The organism is Phaeovulum veldkampii DSM 11550, from assembly GCF_003034995.1.
GTDB lineage: Bacteria > Pseudomonadota > Alphaproteobacteria > Rhodobacterales > Rhodobacteraceae > Phaeovulum > Phaeovulum veldkampii.
Genome location: NZ_PZKF01000045.1, coordinates 1 through 17,734 on the forward strand (window position 1 = coordinate 1; position 17,734 = coordinate 17,734).

Below are 17,734 nucleotides of genomic sequence, written 5' to 3' on the forward strand. Positions count from 1 at the left end.
TCAAGGTCTCGGAGGCTCAAGCTAAGGCGGATCACTGATCGGCGCCGAAGGTCGTCTTGACGTGTTTCCTCAGCCATTCTCAAACCGTTCCTCGGAGCCGATGTGCCGACGCGCGATCAGGTCACAAACCGTCAGTGATGTAAGACGCACTGCGACCGTGGAGACCAGCCTTAGGCTCGCTAGCCGCCTCGGCGCGACGCCTTCTATCATTGCGATCTCCTTCTCGGCTACCATCGGTCGGCGGTGCCACAGCGATCAGCAACGCCACGGTGCGCAAGGCCGGGAACCTTACGGCCGGACTTGACAAACAGGTCGACTTTGTGTCTTGTACTGCATGGAGGCTTTGTGGCGGAAACGTTGCATTGCCTTTTTTTATGTCCTTGGATTGGGACGCAGGTCGGGAATTTCCTTGACCCCCCACACTTCCCCTCCCCCTTCCGTTTGGTGGTAGTAGCGCATCCGCTTCACGATAGCGACCAGCGGATCCAGTTCTGGACGCGTCGTTGGTGGCATGCGTCGCAGGCGTAAACCCCAGCTGATCACGTACGCAACGATATCGGCAAGCTGGATCAATGAAGAAAGATCCGAATGTACGAAGAATGGCTCAGGCACGATTAAGCGGGAGCGCGTTCGGCCATTCGACGTTCTTTGAAAATATCTTGCGATCTGACTCAACAGGACGTGACTGGCGGACTTATCGAGTTCATCGAACACCAGAAAACCCATCGGATCACCCGGCCTCTGGTTCAGGAAGTGATAGTAACGCTCCAGAAAGAAGGCATAATCTTTTCTCATTTGCTCGCCGCTTGGTGGCCTTGGCGCGGCTTGCGGCACCATCGTCGCGAAAATCTGGCCGCCATGACGCTGCGCCAATTGAAGAATGAATTCGCAATACGCGATCTTGGCCTGTGCAAGGGCTGTCAAGCGGGCGCGCGAAACGTCGGTGCCGTCTTGCAGGATTTCACGCGCAAGACGTGTTCGGTCGAGATGCGGAAAAGGCTCCATCTGGACCGCATGCTTGTATGTCTTTGTCTTCAGGAGTTCTTTTGCTTTGGCTTCCGCTCCCTAGGCCTGATACAGGCGCATACCGAAAAAATGCTGCTGGGCGTCTGATATCTGACAGATGAGGGGCCAGATTTGTCGATCCTCAATGGCGATACCGGCCAGGACTTCATAAGGTGAATTCCTTCGATCCTGCCCCGACTCATCCACAAAAAGCGTCCAGCTCAAGTGAGCGACCTCCGACCCTGTACACCCTCACGCGCACACAAAGAGCCGCAATTCTTTGTCTCGTTCAAGCAGGTTATCGAACACAGTCATCCAACGGGCGCTGCTCCCTGGTCTCTGTGATCCCGCCTGAGCGGAAGGGATGGAGAGCTACTTTTCTACGAATTCATCGGACTGCATCGGCTCGGCGGGGCGCCTGTCGCGAATCCGATGAATAGCCTCGACCTCTGCATCGGTCAGCCCGAACTTGCGGCTCAACTCGAAGAGTGCGGAACCCAGTTGCAGCCGTACCTCCGGGCGGACAGCCGCCTCCAGGATGGCGCGCGTTTCGGCCTCAAGGCTGCGCCTGTTCTGTTTGGCGCGGTGCTTGAGGGCGCGGTGGGCCTCTTCGGAAAGATTGCGAATGGTCACCGTAGCCATCTTGGCCTCCTTTCCGATCGGAAATCGTCGCACCCAGAATCCAGAGGATGGTATCGGGCTTCAAGGGGTTGGCAGCGCTTACGCGCTGCCCGCCCCGATGCGGATGACCGGTATGCCCATCTTTCGGGCCTTGTCCGCCAGATTGTCCTGGATGCCGGTGCCCGGAAAGACGATGACGCCGATCGGCAGCGTCGCGAGCATCTGGTCGTTACGCTTGAAGGGCGCGGCCTTGGCGTGCTTTGTCCAGTCGGGCTTGAAGGCGACCTGGGGCACCTTGCGATTGCTGGCCCAGGTGGCGGCGATCCGTTCGGCGCCTTTCGGCGATCCGCCATGCAGGAGGACCATGTCGGGGTGCTTGGCATGGACCTGATCGAGCTTGTCCCAGATCAGGCGATGATCGGTGGTCTCGCCGCCCGAGAAGGCGATCTTCGGCCCTGCGGGCAAGAGCACCTCGGCATCGGCCCGGCGTTTGGCGGCCAGGAAATCGCGGCTGTCGATCATGGCCGCCGTCATCTGGCGATGGTTGACACGGGAGCCGGTGCGCGGCGACCAGGGGGTGCCGAGCGTGCGCAGATAGATGTCGGCGGCGGTTTCGCAGAAGAGCTCGAGGCTGTCGCGGCGATCGAGCAGGCTCTGCCCGATGGCGATCAGCGTCTCGAGCTGGACGGATTTCACCTCGGAGCCGTCCTGTTCGCGCTGCAGCCGCTTCTGGGCCTGCTCATTGTCGTCGAGCTTGCCCTCGATCCGCAAGACCGCGCGGTGGAAGGTGTTGACGATCGACCAGAGGATCTCGTCGAGGTCGAAGTCGAGGCTGGTATCGGCCATGGTGGAGATCAACGCGTCGAAGATGTCGGCGACCGCGGTGCGGATGACGTCATCCTCGGGCGTGATCCGGGGGTCGGCCTCGTCCTCGGCGGGACGATAGCCATAGAGTTCAAGGGCTTCGACGACATGGCCCGTGGGTGAGGTGCTGTGATCGGCGTCGAAATCGTCATGGGCGTTCATGAGAGGCGTCCTTGGGCTGGACCGCGACCGTCGCGGCCTTCGTGGCGACGAAAGCCCACGGGCGGACCGGTCAGGCAGCCCGAGCCCTTTGCGAGGGCCTTGATGGCCAAGCCCGGCTGATTTGGATCGCGCTGTAAAGGCGGGCCTTCCGGGGTCCCCGCGCGACCTGTCGCGTGGGGTGGATGCCCGCCGACGGAAATCAGTCGGGCGCCGCCATTGCCGGGCCGGGCCGCTTGTGGGCCGATCGCCCTCTCGAAGGCCGAGGCGCGGTCCTCCTGCCCGATGACGCTGCACTTCCGCGCCCATGAAACTTTCGCCACAAGCCGATCCCCAGCCTCGTCACGGCGCCTGCATCGGACCCATGAAGCGGCTCACGTCCTCCGGGGCGAGTTGTGGCCGCACCCATGCTCGAAGCGCGTCCCGCCCGCGTCCAACGAGATCGTCGTTGAAATCCCCCAGCATCGGCGAGAGTGCCAGCGCCTCGACCCCGGCCTTGCTGGCCCGAGCGACCAGTGCCTCCCGTGCGATCCGTCCTGCCGGATCGTTGTCGCAGACGACATAGAGCCTGCGCAGCTGCGCCGGGAACAGGAGGGCTGAGAGGTGACCCGCAGACAGGGCGGCGACCATCGGCAGACCGGGCAAGATCTGGCGCAGCGACAGGATCGTCTCGATGCCCTCGCCCGCTGCCAGGATATCCTGCGCGCGGCCGAACCGGACGCCGTGCCCGAGAAGCGTGCCCATCGCTTTGCGCGGCGGTTCGAGCGGTGCCTTCCGCCTGCCATCCCGTGCAAGCCAGGTGCGATGCGCGCCGGTGACCGTCCCCTCGAGGTCAGTGACGGCGGCAATCAGCGCGGGCCAGGTCTCGGTCGCCCCCGCGCCCTCGGGCCGCCAGTAGCAATCGGGAAGAAAGCGCAACGGATCGGCGTTCTGCAGATCCGCGATACCACGCCCGCGCAGATAGGTTTCGGCAAGGCTGCCCGCGATGGGCCGGGCCATGCGCCAGAGCCGTTGCGCCGCGCCGGTCGAGCCGGATGGTCCCGCGATGTGCCGCGAAGGGTGGTCCGGTGCGGCTGGCGCCTCCTGCGGCAGGCTGAGAAACCGGCGGGCCTCCTCGGCGATCTCGGCGAACTCCACCAGCCCGAGGCTTTCGCGGATGACGTCCAGAAGGTCGCCATGTTCGGAACTGGCCGCATCGACCCATTTCCCCGCCGCCCCCTTGCCCGAGGCCCCGCCGGTCAGCCGGACGAACATCGACCGGCCCGGCGTGTTGCGCACATCGCCGACCAACCAGTAGTTGCCCTGCTTGCGCCCGTTGGACAGGTAATGACGACAGACCGCCTCGGCCTGTCGGCCAAGACGCTCTGCCAGATCGGTGGCGGTAAGCCGGGTCATCAGGCCGCCTCCCGCTCACCGATCCGCTCAATCGGGAACCGCGCGAAAAGCTTGCCGAGGACCTCGATGCCGGTGGCGTCGATGGGCACGAAGAAGCGCAGCTTCCAGGCGATGATCTCGGTGAAGAGACCATAGGCCCGCAGCCGCTCGCGCATCGCCTCGGTGAAGCCCGTCAGCTCGATCCGCTGCACGCTCATGACGCGCGCGCGGCGGAGTTGCAGCCCTTCGGCGAGATCAAGGATCGTGCGGCCCTCCATCAGGGCGGCATGGGCGGCCTCAGGCGTCAGGCTCGCCACCGTCCCGGCGACCGAGGCCGTCGCGGCCCAGGCGGGCGAGACGCGGCGGCCGATGATCCGTTCGCCGTCATCGGCCTGCAGGCGATAGACGCGGGTCGAGTCCGGTGGCAGGCGCTTCCAGATCGGCAGCAGAAGTCCCGTAACCATGTGCAGCGTGCTCTCGGTGAACTCCGGCACGCCCGCACATTCCGCATCCCAGGCCATGCCGAAGCGCGCGACGTCGGCCTCGACCCAATGGGTTTCCCCCATCAGCCGCAGCGGCACGGCTTGCGCCTCCATGGGCCGGATCAACCGCACGCGCCGCTCGATCTCGCCATCATCGAGCATGACGCTGGTCGTGGGGATCTGCACCGCAGCCCGGCCCGAGCGTTCGTTGATCAGGAGCCGCGCCCGCGGATCGGAGAGTTCTGCCAGCGCCGCCTCGCGGGTGACAGGCTGGTTCCGCCGGCGTTCCGCGATGGTCAGAAGCCGGGTTTCGGCGCCGGTGCCGGGATGGGTGTGGATCACATGGCGGTCGGTGACCCGGAAGCTTTCCGCGCGGAGGGTCTCGAGCCCCATGTCGTAGCTGCCCGAGGCCATGGCCCCGGCGATGCGCGCCTCGAGGAGCTGCTCGAAGGCGGCGAAGAGAATGCCCTGCAACGCGATGGGTAGGGCGAGGAGGCGGTTGAGGAAGGTGGTGATCGGCGGCAGATCGTCCTTCAGGCCCGTCGCATCCATCAGCTTCAGCCCGGTCGCGGCTTCAAAGGCCTCGAGCGAGCAGCCCTCCACCTTGCCCTTTGCGATCAGCTGGTAGAGCTGGCGCAGCGCATCGCGGGCATAGGCCGATTCCAGATTGTCCTCGGGCCGGAACAGCCCCTGTCCCCCGGTCTGGCGCTGGCCGCGTGTGATCGCGCCCAGCGTGTCGAGGCGGCGGGCGATGGTCGAAAGGAAGCGTTTCTCGGCCTTCACATCGGTGGCGATGGGCCGGAAGAGCGGCGGTTGCGCCTGATTGGTGCGGTTCGTACGACCAAGGCCCTGGATCGCGGCGTCGGCCTTCCAGCCGGGTTCCAGCAGGTAGTGGACCCGCAACCGCTGGTTCCTTGCGCCAAGATCGGCGTGGTAGCTCCGCCCCGTGCCGCCCGCATCGCTGAAGACGAGGATGCGCTTGCGGTCGTCCATGAAGGCCGAGGTCTCGGCCAGGTTCGCCGCGGCGGCGCGGTTTTCGACGGCCAGGCGCGCCTCGCGCCCCTCGCCCTTTCGCACGATACGGCGCGACCGGCCTGTCACCTCGGCGACCTGATCCGTCCCGAAATGCTGGACGATCTGGTCGAGCGCGCCGGGCACCGCCGGTAGACCGGCAAGATGTTCGATCAGGGCCTCGCGCCGGGCAACGGCCTCACGGCATTCCACGGGTTGGCCATCGCGGAACACAGGGCGCGACGAGAGGTTGCCCTCCCCGTCGGTGAAGGGTTCATGCAGCTGAACCGGGAAGGAGTGCTGCAGGTAGGACAGGACGTACTCACGCGGAGACAAGTCCGTATTCAGGTCATTCCAGTCCTCGGTCGGGATCTCCGCCAGCCGCCGTTCCATCAGCGCCTCACCGGTGGAGACGATCTGGACGACGCTGGCATGGCCCGCCGCAAGGTCCCCTTCGATCGCCCGCAGGAGCGTCGGGGTCTTCATTGAGGTCAGCAGATGGCCGAAGAAGCGCTGCTTGGTGCTTTCGAAGGCCGAGCGCGCGGCGGATTTCGCCTGCCGGTTCAACGTGCCCTCGCGCCCGGTGATGTTGGCCGCCTCCATCGCCGCGTCGAGGTTGTTGTGGATGACGGCGAAGGCCCCGGCATAGGCATCATAGATGCGGCGCTGCTCCGCGCTCAGGCTGTGCTCCAGAAGGTCATATTCCACGCCCTCATAGGACAGGGACCGGGCCGTATAGAGGCCGAGCGCCCGCAGATCGCGGGCCAGAACCTCCATGGCAGCCACGCCGCCAGCCTCGATCGCATCGACGAATTCCGCACGGGTGGCGAAGGGAAAATCCTCGCCGCCCCAGAGCCCGAGGCGCTGCGCATAGGCCAGGTTGTGCACGGTGGTCGCCCCGGTGGCCGAGACATAGACGATGCGCGCCTCGGGCAGCGCATGCTGAAGCCGCAGCCCCGCTCGGCCCTGCTGTGAGGCAGCGACATCGCCGCGTTCGCCCTTCCCGCCCCCGGCATTCTGCATGGCATGGCTCTCGTCGAAGATGATGACCCCGTCGAAGTCGCGGCCCAACCAATCGACGATCTGGCGGACCCGCGAAACCTTCTCGCCGCGGTCGTCGGAGCGCAGCGTGGCATAGGTGGTGAACAGGATGCCTTCGGCAAGCGTGATCGGCTTGCCCTGGGCAAAGCGCGCGAGCGGCGTGATGAGAAGCCGCTCCTGACCGAGCGCCTGCCAGTCGCGCTGCGCATCCTCGATCAGCTTGTCGGATTTGCTGATCCAGAGGGCCTTGCGCCGCCCGCGCAACCAGTTGTCGAGGAGGATGCCGGCCGATTGCCGCCCCTTCCCCGCCCCGGTGCCGTCGCCCAGCATGAAACCCCGCCGGAAGCGAACGGCCCCCTCGGCATCATCGGCCGCGGCGCTTACCGTGTCGAAGGTGGCATCGACCGTCCAGGATCCGGCCAGATGACCGGCATGCGCCTCGCCCGCATAGATCACGGTCTCGAGCTGGGCCTCGGACAGGCGGGCGCGGATGTCGGACGGCAGCAACGGCCGATAGGTCGGGCGCGGCGGCGCGACGGAAGCCATGGCGGCCGATTGCACCAGCCGGGTTGGGTGCGGTTCAGCACCGGGGATGCGGATCGCTTGCAGCGCATAGGGCTCGTAGATGGCATCCGACAGGCGTCCGCCCTCGGGCGGCGTCCAGTCGATGGCGTCATAGGCGAGTTCGACAGCTTCGGGGCCCCTGCCTTGCGTTGGCACGGGACGTGTCGGGCGGACTGGCCGACCAAGCGCCCCGCGGACTGGCGGCGACAAGGAGCGGCCGACCGGAGCGGTCAGCTGCGACAAGGAGACCGGCAGGCGCTCGGGCACTTGCGCCGCGATCCATCCAAGCAGCGTCTGCACATCCGGCGCAGTGCCCGGCGAGGCCGGTAAGGCGGCGGGATCCTTGGCGGGCTGCTTGTCGATCACGGTCAGCCGTGTCTCGATCGTCGTGCCATGCCGCGCATAGACCGACCCGTCGATCACGGCGGAGAAGACCACCCGACCACTCGCTTGAAGCCGGATGAAAGCCTCGCGCCAGTTCAGTGCCTCGGGCCCGAAACCCGCCCCGGTGATGGCGACCAGCCGCCCGCCGGGCGCAAGACGCGCGAGCGCCGAGGCGACGTGTCGGAAGGCGGCCTCCGTGTTGCGCCCTGCAACATGGGCCAGGGCCGAGAACGGTGGGTTCATCACGACGACGGACGGCACGAGCCCCGCATCCAGATGGTCATCGATCTGCGCGGCATCGAACCGCGAAAGGATCGCGGCCGGAAAGAGGGCGGAGAGGAGATCGGCGCGCGTCGCCGCGAGTTCGTTGAGGATCAGCCCGCCGCCCAGCGTTTCCGCGAGAATGGCCATCAGGCCGGTGCCGGCCGAGGGCTCGAGCACGACATCTTCAGGGGTGATCCGAGCCGCAGCCAGAGCCGCAAGGCCAAGAGGGATCGGTGTGCTAAACTGCTGAAAACTCTGGCTGTCCTCCGAGCGGCGGGTCTGGGTGGGCATCAGGGAAGCGATTTTCGTGAGCTGCGCCAGACGGGCGTCCATGCTGACGGCCTTCCGGAACAGCGCAGAGCCATACTTGCGGAGGAACAGGACCGTGGCGACCTCGCAGGCCTCATAGGCGGATTTCCAGTCCCAGACGCCGACGGCGTCGGAGGCCCCGAAGGCGGTTTCCATGGCCGCGCGCAGGATCGCGGCATCGATTCGCGCGCCGCGCTCGAGATGGGGAAGCAGAAGCCGCGCCGCGGCCAGGATGGCCGTGGCAGGCGAAATCGATGCGGCCGGTCCGGCCGCTGGGGAAAGGCTGTTCATGTCGGATGACCTCGGTAGAGCGGGACGGGCAAGGATCCGGAGGGCGCTCTCTCACCCGCCCGGACCCGCCCTATCGCGGCCCCCCTCTCCCTCTCGCACACGCTGCAAAGAAGAAGCGCCCCGACCTTGCGGTGGGGCGCTTCATGTCACCCGAAGCGGCGACCAGCTTCGGTGAAGGTGTAGTCATTGGCGCGCAGGCTCTCGTCGACCGCCTCGTCGGAGGTGAGATACCCGTATTCCCGCTCGAGCTGCCGATAGAGCCAACGGGCGAGATCCCGCAGCGCCTCGATGACGATGTCCTCGGCATCGGCTGTCATGTCCTGCCCGGTCTGGCTGTCGCGTTCGACGGCGATGCGCATGCTGTATTCGTGCGAGTAATGCCCGTGATGGGTGATCTCGGCGCGCAGCTGGAAGAAGTTGCGCCGCTGGATCGCCTGCAGCCGGTCCGCGATGCCGTGCAGCACGGCGTCTTGCGGGGCATGGGCACGCAGACGGGCCGCTGAACCACTGGCGTATCGCCAGACCCCTTCGTAAGACGCCCCATCTCCTTGTGACCAGAAGCCCCGGAACCAGATGCAGGGGTCCTGCCGCGTGCCGCCGCCCATGAGGCGGACGGTCCGGGTCCGGAAGCGGATGCCGAGGATTTCGGCGATGTTCTGGAAATCCTCGTAGACGGCATCGTACCAGTCGTAATCGAAGCCGCCCTCGCGATACCAGGCGCGGGCCCTTTCCTTGGCCGCCTCGGAGAGTTCATCGAGGCGATAGACTGTGGTCTCGATCACCTCAGGCATGGCTCGCCCCTTCCGTCAGCAGGGCCGACAGCCAGCCATCGGTTGAGATCCAATCGATCGTCTCGCCGGTCGCGAGATCCAGGACATGGGCGCCGCCGCCGAACCCATCGACCCTGGGCTTCGAGCAGGTCGTCGCATATTGCAGACCCCATCGGCCGGTCAGACCGAAGGCGGCGGCGCAGCGTTTCACGAAGGCGATGACCTGCGCGGGATCGCCGTTGCCCTCGTCACGCATCCAGAGCAGCGTGCCGCCATGCTCGGGCTGGATCGACAGCGCAAACCCGTCCGAAGGCGGATCCTCCGCCGCGTTTTCTTGCGACAGAGCCGTGTAGATGTCGAGCGCGCGGGCGGCATTCTCGGGGGTGCCCACGTCAAGCAGGCAGGAAAAGTGGGTGAAGTAGTCAGCCATGACAGCCTCCGGATGGAAGAAGGCCCGGGAGAGTGACCGGGCCAGTGCTGGGGAAAGGGGAAGCCGTTCAAGCGGCCTGCGGCAGGCTGAGCAGCGCCGCCGCGGTGGCCCGCCAGAAGGGATCGACGAGCCGCGCCTCGAGGAGGCTCGCCCGGACACGCAGGGCGCTGGCGGTCTTGCGATCCCCGCGCCCGTCTGCGGCGAAGGCCTGGCCGCGCAGGCGGCTCGCCTCGGTCACGATCCGGCGCGCCTCTGCGTCCGAGGCGACGGGCGGCTGCCAGAGGATGACCCCGGCGCGGATCGCTCCGGCGAGGACGAGGCCATGGCTGCGATCCTCGATGACCGCCAGACGCGGCTGGAAGCCGGGAAGCGCGACTGCGCCCGGATGGTCGGCCCTGCACACGGCCAGCTCAGCAAGGCGCATGGCCTCGTCGGGACAGGTGACCTCGCCGAGGGCAAGACACCGCTCCCGGGGCGCATCGGCATCGTCGGGATCGGTGGTGCCGATGGATGAGACGCGCAGCGGCAACCTCGGCGCGCCCTGCAGCGCGGGAAGGATGTCATGGGCCAGGATCTGGCCGATGGGACGGAAACCGCCCTGTCGGGTAAGGGTCATCGGGATCACTCCGCGACGGGCGGCGGAGGCCTCTCCTCCACCTCGCACCCGTCACGGCCCGAAGGCCCGCCCTCTTCCTCTTTGCCGGGGGCTGCGGCCCCGGCCTCGCGCGTGCCGACGCGCTGCCATGGCAGCGGAAAAACCCGGAACCCGCATGCGGGTCCGGGTCGGGGGGGTGAGGCGCTCCCGCGCCTCAGGCCCAGGGATCGAGCTCCAGTTTCACCATGCTCTCCTCGCCGTCGAATTCATCGGCGGGCATGGCGCCATGGGTGCCGTCACCGGCCTCGAACACGACGATCGACACGAGCAATGTGGCGGCGAGGCTGGCGGCGAAGGCGATGGCATCTGCATAGGACATGGGTTCCAGCTCCTGTCTTGGAGGCGGGGGACCATCCCCCGCGCGACAGGCGCCCGACGTGTCTGACCGGATCAGCACTCACCCTCGCGCGTTCAGATCGCTGAACGCCGAGGGCGGCACGCACGCGTAAGCCGACCCCTCTGGGGTTGAATGCCAAGAGACGGATCAGACCAAGGTCAGCGAATGGAAGCGGGGGATGGTCTTTGCCGCAGATCGGATGCCGGAATCCCGTCACAGATGCCCTGCCGCGCCAGCCTTGACGCTCCGCGTCTCGATCCAAACGGAACTGGGTGCCGGTGATTTCGCACCCGATCCCGACGCCAGAATGCGGGTCGAGAGGCCGGGTGAAACTGGCACTTGATCCACGCACGGGCATGCAGCCACGCCCTGCATCGACGGACAGCGTCGCCGGGGCTTCAGTCCCAGAGCCCCTCCGCGATCTCGCGCGCGACCATGGCACGCGCCTTCAGCATGACTTCGTCGCCGGACAGGTCGGCATGGCCGAAGAACCGGGCCCTTGCGCCATGGAGCAGCCAGTCGGCGTAACGGCAGTATTCGCGCGTTTCCAGACGGAAGGCGCGCAGGTCTTCGGCCCAGTGGGGCTTGGGTTCCACGACGACGGTGATCCCGTCGCATGTCTCTTCCCAGGGAAGCGACCGCTCGGTCACCGGGTTGGTGCGGTCCTCGCGGAAGATCTCGTCGATATCGATGACAGGGGGCATGGGGTCTCCAATAGCGGAAAGTCCCGGCACGTGGCCGGGCCAGGAAATGAAGATCGGGCAAGATGGGGCGACCTGCGCCGCCCCGGGGTGATCACTCGGCAGCAACGGGACGCTGCGCCTCATCCTCATCTTCGGCCGGTGCATCGTCCTCACCCGCGAGGAAGTCGGGCAGGTCTTCGCCCTCGGATCCCGACGCCGGATCGACATCGTCGGCCGCATCCGGAAGCGCCCGGCGAAGCGGTCCCGGCAGCCAGCCGGTATCCGCCAGCAGGCGCTCGGCCTCCTTGGCCATCTCGCCCTTCTTCAGGTGCCCGATCAGATCGGCCGCGCGGTCACCCGCACCTTCCCGCACCGCCTCGATGATGCGCGGCTTGGTCACCCGGCCGAGGTAGTTCTCGACCGTCGGCCGCCAGCCCGCCGCGACCATGTCGAGGCCCGTCGCCTGCGCCAGACGATCAGCCTGCGCAAGGCGCTGCGCCAGCCCGTGCTGGCTCACCCCCATGCCGCCATAGGGGTTCGGCTTCTCGTAGAGCGCGTTGACCCCGAAGCTCACGCAATGCGCCAGAAGCTCCAAACGCGATGCGTCGTCGAGGGCGTCGAGCCAGTCCCAGACCGCCGCATCGTCGGCCGGCACCTGATCGCCCCAGCGTTCATGCCGCGCGGCGATCGAAATGGCCGAGGCGCTGTCGCGCAGATCTTCGGCCTGCGCCGGGAAATGCACCTCGCGGACCTGCGCCTCGAGGCAGCCCCTTCCGGACTGGCGCAGGAAGCTGTCCGACACCAGCCGATGCAGAAGCGCGGTCAGGGCGACATGGGGGGATTTCGCCATAGCATCCCGCAAGGCCAGGGTGCGATGGGCGGTCAATTCGGTGACAAGGCGGTCCGGCAGGGGCCGGATCGCATCCGCCCCATCCTCGTCGTCGTCGCAATCCACAGCCGCGCCGCCGATGGCGATGACAGCCCGCCGCGGCTGGCCCGGTTCAGCCCCTTCAGGGTAAGACCCATCTGCGCCATCGGGGCCCACACCCTCGGGTTCCGCGACCGCCTCGTCCTCGTGCCGGACATACCCCCGCTCGACGCGCAGCCGACCGTCGGAGTCGATGCTGACGAAGGCACCCGCCTTTGCCATCTGACCGGGGGCATAAACCATCGGGCGGCTGTCGAAGGCTTCGAGCGCCGCCTCGATCTCGCCGAGCCGCTGGTCAATGTCATCAGGCAGCTCCTCCGCCTCGGCATACTCGGCTTCCAGCCGATCGTATTCGTCGCGCAGCGCTTCGCGCGTCGCGCGCTCATCATCCGTCAGGTCGACGGTCGTTCCCGCCAGTTGCCGCAGCCCCTGCAGGTGGCCGTAGGGGAAGTTCACGGCGACCTCGATCCACTTCCAGCCCTCGGCGGCGATGGTCTCGGCCTCGGCCTTCAGCTTCTCGCCGACCAGACGGTCGAGCAGGACCGGGTCCTGCAGCCAGCCGCCGTCGTCCTGCTGGAACAGATCGCGCAGGACAGAGCCGCCCGCAGCCACATACGCGTCGATGCCGACGAACAACGCCCGCTTGTCCGAGGCGCGCACCGTGGTTTCGGTCAGAAGGCGGCGGATGTGATAGGGCTCCTTCTGCCAGCCGTTGCGGATCGCCTCCCAGACCTGTTCCTGCCGGGCGTGATCCTCCGAGACTGTAAAGGCCATCAGCTGCTCGAGCGTCATGCCGTCCTCGGCATAGACCTCCAGAAGTGCAGGCGCGACCGACGCGAGGCGCAGGCGCTGCTTGACGACCTTCGCGTCCACGAAGAAGGCGGCGGCAATCGCGTCCTCGGTCATGCCCTTGTTGCGCATGGCCTGGAAGGCGCGGAACTGATCCAGCGGATGCAGCGGCGCGCGCTCGATGTTCTCGGCGAGCGACAGCTCGTCGATCAGGATGCCGGTCTGCGCCTCGGACAGGACGCAGGGCACGGGCGCGGTCTTGGCGAGGCGCTTTTGCCTGACCAGAAGCTCCAGCGCCCGAAACCGGCGCCCGCCCGCCGGGACCTCGAAGAGGCCGGTTTCGTGACCATCGGCGTCAAGGACGGGCCGGACATGCAGGGACTGGATCAGCCCGCGCCGGGCGATCGACTCGGCCAGCTCCTCGACCGAAACACCGGCCTTGACGCGCCGGACGTTCGCCTGGCTCAGCACCAGCTTGTTGAAAGGAATGTCGCGCGAGAACGACAGCGTGATCTTGTGAATGGCAGAGGCCATGGTCGCAACTCCATGACGGGCGCCGGGGAGCCTCTCTCTCCGGCCTCCAACCCGTCACGGAACCCAACCCCTCCTCTGGCTCTATTGTCGGCGGTTGGCTCGCTTTAGGGTCAGGACCCATTGATTTCATCCTTGCGGCATGATTCACGCTCCGCAAGGAGACCGATCGATGAGCAACCTTTTCTGGCTGACCGAGGCGCAGATGGAGCGTCTGAAACCCTTTTTTCCCAAGAGCCATGGCAAGCCGCGCGTCGATGACCGGCGTGTGCTGAGCGGCATAATCTTCATCAATCGCAATGGGTTGAGGTGGTGCGATGCGCCCAGGGAATACGGCCCGCACAAGACCTTGTATAACCGTTGGAAGCGATGGAGCGATATGGGTGTGTTCGCCCGGATCATGGCGGGCCTGGCCGCAGAAGGGACCGAGACCAAAACGATCATGATCGACGCCACGTATCTCAAAGCGCATCGCACGGCTTCGAGCCTGCGGGTCAAAAAAGGGGGCCTGGCCGCCTGATTGGGCGCACGAAGGGCGGAATGAACACCAAGCTGCATGCTGTCACCGATGCGATTGGTCGCCCTGTGACATTCTTCATGTCGGCCGGGCAAGTCAGTGACTACACCGGCGCTGCGGCCTTGCTGAGGGAATTGCCGAAAGCCGACTGGCTTCTGGCGGATCGCGGTTATGACGCTGATTGGTTCAGAGATGCGTTGAAAGACAAGGAGATAAAGCCCTGCATACCCGGTCGGAAGGCGCGCAAGACACCCGTGAAATACGACAAAAGACGCTACAAGCGGCGCAACCGGATCGAGATTATGTTCGGAAGGCTCAAGGATTGGCGCAGGATCGCAACCCGCTACGACAGATGCCCGAAGGTGTTCCTCTCCGCCGTCGCCCTCGCAGCGACCGTCATGTTCTGGCTTTGAGGATCAATGAGTCTGGACCCTAGGCAATTCGTGGCCGTCAAAGCATGACTTTAGCCAATTGCGACCTCTCGACTCGGACTACCGAAGCGCCCAGTCAAGTGAGACGTAGCGAAAGACGCCAAAGCCCAAAAGCAGTCTCCAAAATCCCATGACCCGAACCGCAACAATTATCAGGATATGGTTTCAGGGCCAAAAAGATTGAAATGGTCTCAATTTCGATTGGATGAGGGTCAACGCACCGTAGCGCGAACGAGCTCAGGTATCTTCTTCCTTATTCTCTTATACGAGTTCGGGAGACTCCCTGGGGTTAGCATTTTTGTTGTTCCAAGAACAGTTTCGATCTTCTTGAGTTGATTCTTTCGACCTATAAGTAGTCCATAAGGCGATTGATCTGCAGCCGGAATGTTCAAGCGGCCATAAAGTACTCCTTGCGCTGTCGCTGAGCCAACAAGATCGATGTCCATTGAATATCGAAAGCAGAACACTCCTACCTCTTCCAAAACGCTCAATGCTCTAGAATGATTAGTAAAGAATAAGTTCAAAAGATCGGCACGCTTCACAGCGTCTGGCAACATCAGGTCGATCAAGCAGGTCGCTTTGTATTGCTGACGATAGCGCGGGAAGCCGCGGGCATCTCTACTACTTTCTAGTTCATCATTCAAGTATGGCAGGAAATAGTCCTTGTCGACAACAGTAGCGAATTCGATCTTTATCTTGCGTAAAAGATGATAAGCGTAGGGAAGAGACTCAACCCCATCTAGGCTTATAATTGACACGCTGTGTTTTGCAAAATCCAGCCCGCCGTCCTCGATCAGATGCTTTACAAGCTCGGCGTCGATCGGACTCTCGGTCAGAATGACAAAATCAGCGAAAAAGAAATCGGAGTTTCTTCTGCGGTGGAAATTATAATATTTTGCTCGATCAATGCCGATATCGCCCCAAAAAGTTCTCGTTAGCTGTGTAACGGTTATCTCGAATCCACGACTACTAGAAGAAACCCTCCTACAAAGTGCGACCTCTTCATGTTCCAAGCTATCGAGCATGACTGTCGAGTGTGTGGTGAAGATAACTTGAAGCGGAAGTTTCTTCAACGCTGCCAACAAAGACCGCTGCGCCTGTGGGTGAAGGTTTTGTTCTGGCTCTTCGATTCCAAGGATATAAGTTCCCCCTAGAGATTCTGCCAAGTATGAGTAAATGCCAACTGCTGCGAGACTTTGCGTTCCACTTCCACAGTCAGTAATTTCAACCGTTGTGCTTCCATCCTTGACTCGTAGAACAAGGTCCTGAATTAGCAAACTGAAATCTGGCGTAGCCGAGTAGTCCAACTCGAACTCAAACGATCCGTTCAAATGCGTTAAAGCTCGAAGGTGCTTACTAAGGCCTACAAATGTTCGATCCTTGATGATTTTTGTAAGCTCGGAGACTTTAGGGGAAATTCTGTCTCTATTTTTCGTGTACTCCTGCACCCATGACATGACCGCAGCCCTCAGAAGGCTTTCTTGACCCCATTTGAGAACGTTTTCAATTCTGGATACAGGAACATACACGTAACGAACAAATTTCTGAAGTTCCTCCTGAAATCCACTTGGAGCGGCAATCCACGTCCCATTCTGAAGTATTTCCCAAGTTTGAGATTTCCTATACTTCAGGCGAACTCGAACCTCAGATCCACCAGCAACAATACGCGGCAAGTTGCACTGAGGAGGCGCGTCCGTGAATTCTAGATCGACTATTGCAGTTGATGTTTTTTGAAAAGCGTGGCGAGAAGCTTCAAAGTGGGGGCGCTCGTCTTCGAAATTAAAGAATGCATTCAACGCTCTGAGAATTGAGGACTTCCCACCGCTATTTTGTCCTACCAGCGCCAATTCTGCTCCAACTTCGATTTCTGCGTTGCGGATCCCTCTGAACTTTTCGATTCGAATTTTCTTTAGCTTCAAAGCACTTCCCTCGCCCATACGACGTTCACGGATTTTCCTTGCCACGCGCGCGACCGATAGTGCCTTGTCAGCGGTTCAGGTCAAGGCCATGTGACAGCCACGCTACGGCCAACATGACCAATAGGCCAGCGCTTCCGCCGATTGGCTTCCGCCTCAAGAGCGGTGGCGGAGAGCAGGTGTCCCCCCTGTGTTCTCCGGAGTTGATACCACTGTTACCGGATGCTTCTTATGCTCTCCGTCAACCTATCACGCTGCAACCCAGTCCCAAGTGCGCCGCTCTTGGAACAGAGCGGCGCGAAGAGGCGAAACTTCGGAGCGCCGGTTCGGCCTACGGCGCCTAGGAACCCGCCTTTCCGAGGCGCCCCTCATCTGATCCTCGGCACATTGCGAACAGCACCCGCTCCGCCGCGCTGATGCTGCCCTCGGCCCGCGCCACCTCGGCCCAGACCGAGATCGGGAACCGCCCCTCGAAATGCAGATCCCGCTCGATGCTCAGGCCAAAGGGCAGTCGGATGGCCGCCATCTCGCTCAGCGACCAGGAGCCGAGCTCCGGATAGCCCAGATCGGCGAGGCCGAAGAGGATGTCGCCGTCCTCATCGAGCTCGGTGGCCAACCAAGTGCCCTGGCCGAAGGGGTTGAAGAACTTCACGACAGGGATGTGATCGGCGTCCGGCATCCGGCCGTTGGCGAGAAGACGGGCGTGCTGGCTGGGGGTCAGGAGGATCATGCTGCCCTCCCTTGTCCTGCCACATCGGCGGCCGCCGAAGGCTCCGGCAGGTGGGCCAGCAGCCAGTCCGCGGCCTTGCTCGCCTGTGAGGCGGCTCGGACGATGGCGCGGTTGTCCTCGCGCAGCACCTCAAGCCAGGAGCCGATGTAATCGGCGTGGCGCACGGTGGGCACGATCCCCAGCGAGGCGCAGCAGAAGGCCGCGTTCATCTCGGCCACCAGTTCCTCGAAGGCATAGGCCTTGGTCCCGAAACTCCCCGAGAAGTCCCGGCCCAGCCGCGAGGCATGGCCCGTGGCATGGCCGAGTTCATGCAGTGCGGTCCGATGCCAGTTGATCGGCTCGAAATAGGCCTGCGGAGGGGGCACCTGGACGTAATCCAGCGCCGGGACATAGAAGGCCCGGTCGCCCCCGATCCGGAAATCGATGCCGGTGGCGCGGATCAGCGCCTCCACCTGCGGCTCGATCATTCCCGGGGGCGGCGGGGGTGCCGCGACTGTGATCTCCTCGGGCAGTCCCTCGCATTGGGCGGCGTTGAAGACGGTGAAGCGCTTGAGAAAGGGGATCTGTCCTGGCGTATCGCCGGTTTCCCGAGCGCGGCGTTTTTCGTCCTCGGGGGTGAAGCGGTCGGCATAGACGACGGTTGTGCCC

The 17,734-nt window shown here is 64.0% G+C and carries 16 protein-coding genes; 1 reads left to right on the forward strand and 15 read right to left on the reverse strand.

Annotated elements, in window-relative coordinates:
* Positions 1 to 372: 372 nt before the first annotated feature.
* The 12 genes from C5F46_RS13950 to C5F46_RS14000 all read right to left on the reverse strand — a co-directional run bounded on the left by C5F46_RS13950 (position 373) and on the right by C5F46_RS14000 (position 13,495).
* Positions 373 to 1,005, reverse strand: a complete 633-nt coding sequence (locus C5F46_RS13950) for a DUF3800 domain-containing protein (protein WP_201161500.1) — start codon at positions 1,003 to 1,005, stop codon at positions 373 to 375.
* A 60-nt stretch (positions 1,006 to 1,065) separates the two neighbouring features.
* On the reverse strand, positions 1,066 to 1,212 hold the full coding sequence (locus tag C5F46_RS17300; RefSeq protein WP_407947349.1) for a hypothetical protein: 147 nt from the start codon (positions 1,210 to 1,212) through the stop codon (positions 1,066 to 1,068).
* A 165-nt stretch (positions 1,213 to 1,377) separates the two neighbouring features.
* Positions 1,378 to 1,647, reverse strand: coding sequence for a FitA-like ribbon-helix-helix domain-containing protein (locus tag C5F46_RS13955; protein ID WP_107325950.1), 270 nt, complete (start codon positions 1,645 to 1,647; stop codon positions 1,378 to 1,380).
* A 78-nt stretch (positions 1,648 to 1,725) separates the two neighbouring features.
* A complete protein-coding gene (locus tag C5F46_RS13960; RefSeq protein WP_107325951.1) occupies positions 1,726 to 2,652 on the reverse strand; it encodes a DUF2493 domain-containing protein in 927 nt (308 codons plus the stop codon).
* A 339-nt stretch (positions 2,653 to 2,991) separates the two neighbouring features.
* Positions 2,992 to 4,044, reverse strand: coding sequence for a DUF7146 domain-containing protein (locus C5F46_RS13965; protein ID WP_107325952.1), 1,053 nt, complete (start codon positions 4,042 to 4,044; stop codon positions 2,992 to 2,994).
* Positions 4,044 to 8,369 (reverse strand): strawberry notch family protein, encoded by a 4,326-nt coding sequence (locus tag C5F46_RS13970; protein ID WP_107325953.1) that lies wholly within the window; start codon positions 8,367 to 8,369, stop codon positions 4,044 to 4,046. The genes C5F46_RS13965 and C5F46_RS13970 overlap by 1 nt, the downstream gene beginning before the upstream one ends.
* A gap of 146 nt (positions 8,370 to 8,515) precedes the next feature.
* Positions 8,516 to 9,160, reverse strand: coding sequence for an antitoxin of toxin-antitoxin stability system (locus tag C5F46_RS13975; RefSeq protein ID WP_107325954.1), 645 nt, complete (start codon positions 9,158 to 9,160; stop codon positions 8,516 to 8,518).
* Positions 9,153 to 9,569: a hypothetical protein gene (locus tag C5F46_RS13980; protein ID WP_107325955.1), complete on the reverse strand. Its 417-nt coding sequence runs from the start codon at positions 9,567 to 9,569 to the stop codon at positions 9,153 to 9,155. Before C5F46_RS13980 ends, C5F46_RS13975 begins: the two co-directional genes overlap by 8 nt.
* 67 nt (positions 9,570 to 9,636) lie before the next feature.
* On the reverse strand, positions 9,637 to 10,185 hold the full coding sequence (locus C5F46_RS13985; protein WP_107325956.1) for a hypothetical protein: 549 nt from the start codon (positions 10,183 to 10,185) through the stop codon (positions 9,637 to 9,639).
* 193 nt (positions 10,186 to 10,378) lie between these two features.
* Entirely contained in the window at positions 10,379 to 10,543 is a 165-nt protein-coding gene (locus C5F46_RS13990) for a hypothetical protein (protein WP_107325957.1), read from the reverse strand.
* Between the two features lie 416 nt (positions 10,544 to 10,959).
* Positions 10,960 to 11,265, reverse strand: coding sequence for a hypothetical protein (locus tag C5F46_RS13995; RefSeq protein WP_107325958.1), 306 nt, complete (start codon positions 11,263 to 11,265; stop codon positions 10,960 to 10,962).
* Between the two features lie 91 nt (positions 11,266 to 11,356).
* Positions 11,357 to 13,495, reverse strand: coding sequence for a ParB/RepB/Spo0J family partition protein (locus tag C5F46_RS14000; protein ID WP_107325959.1), 2,139 nt, complete (start codon positions 13,493 to 13,495; stop codon positions 11,357 to 11,359).
* A gap of 169 nt (positions 13,496 to 13,664) precedes the next feature.
* Here C5F46_RS14000 and C5F46_RS14005 point away from each other — a divergent pair.
* Positions 13,665 to 14,422 (forward strand): IS5 family transposase gene (locus tag C5F46_RS14005; RefSeq protein ID WP_107325963.1). Its coding sequence is split into 2 segments (ribosomal slippage): positions 13,665 to 14,001 and positions 14,001 to 14,422, totalling 759 coding nucleotides; the frame shifts between segments, so codons are not numbered across the junction.
* A gap of 230 nt (positions 14,423 to 14,652) precedes the next feature.
* Here the strand turns inward: C5F46_RS14005 and C5F46_RS14010 are convergent.
* The 3 genes from C5F46_RS14010 to C5F46_RS14020 all read right to left on the reverse strand — a co-directional run.
* On the reverse strand, positions 14,653 to 16,404 hold the full coding sequence (locus tag C5F46_RS14010; RefSeq protein WP_133618612.1) for an ATP-dependent nuclease: 1,752 nt from the start codon (positions 16,402 to 16,404) through the stop codon (positions 14,653 to 14,655).
* Positions 16,405 to 16,696: 292 nt separating this feature from the next.
* Positions 16,697 to 17,086 carry a DUF2958 domain-containing protein gene (locus C5F46_RS14015; protein ID WP_107325961.1) on the reverse strand — a complete coding sequence of 130 codons (390 nt, stop codon included), beginning with the start codon at positions 17,084 to 17,086 and terminating at the stop codon, positions 16,697 to 16,699.
* Positions 17,083 to 17,734: ArdC family protein (locus C5F46_RS14020; RefSeq protein ID WP_107325962.1), on the reverse strand; the 652-nt coding region annotated here is incomplete at its 5' end. The genes C5F46_RS14020 and C5F46_RS14015, both read right to left, overlap by 4 nt.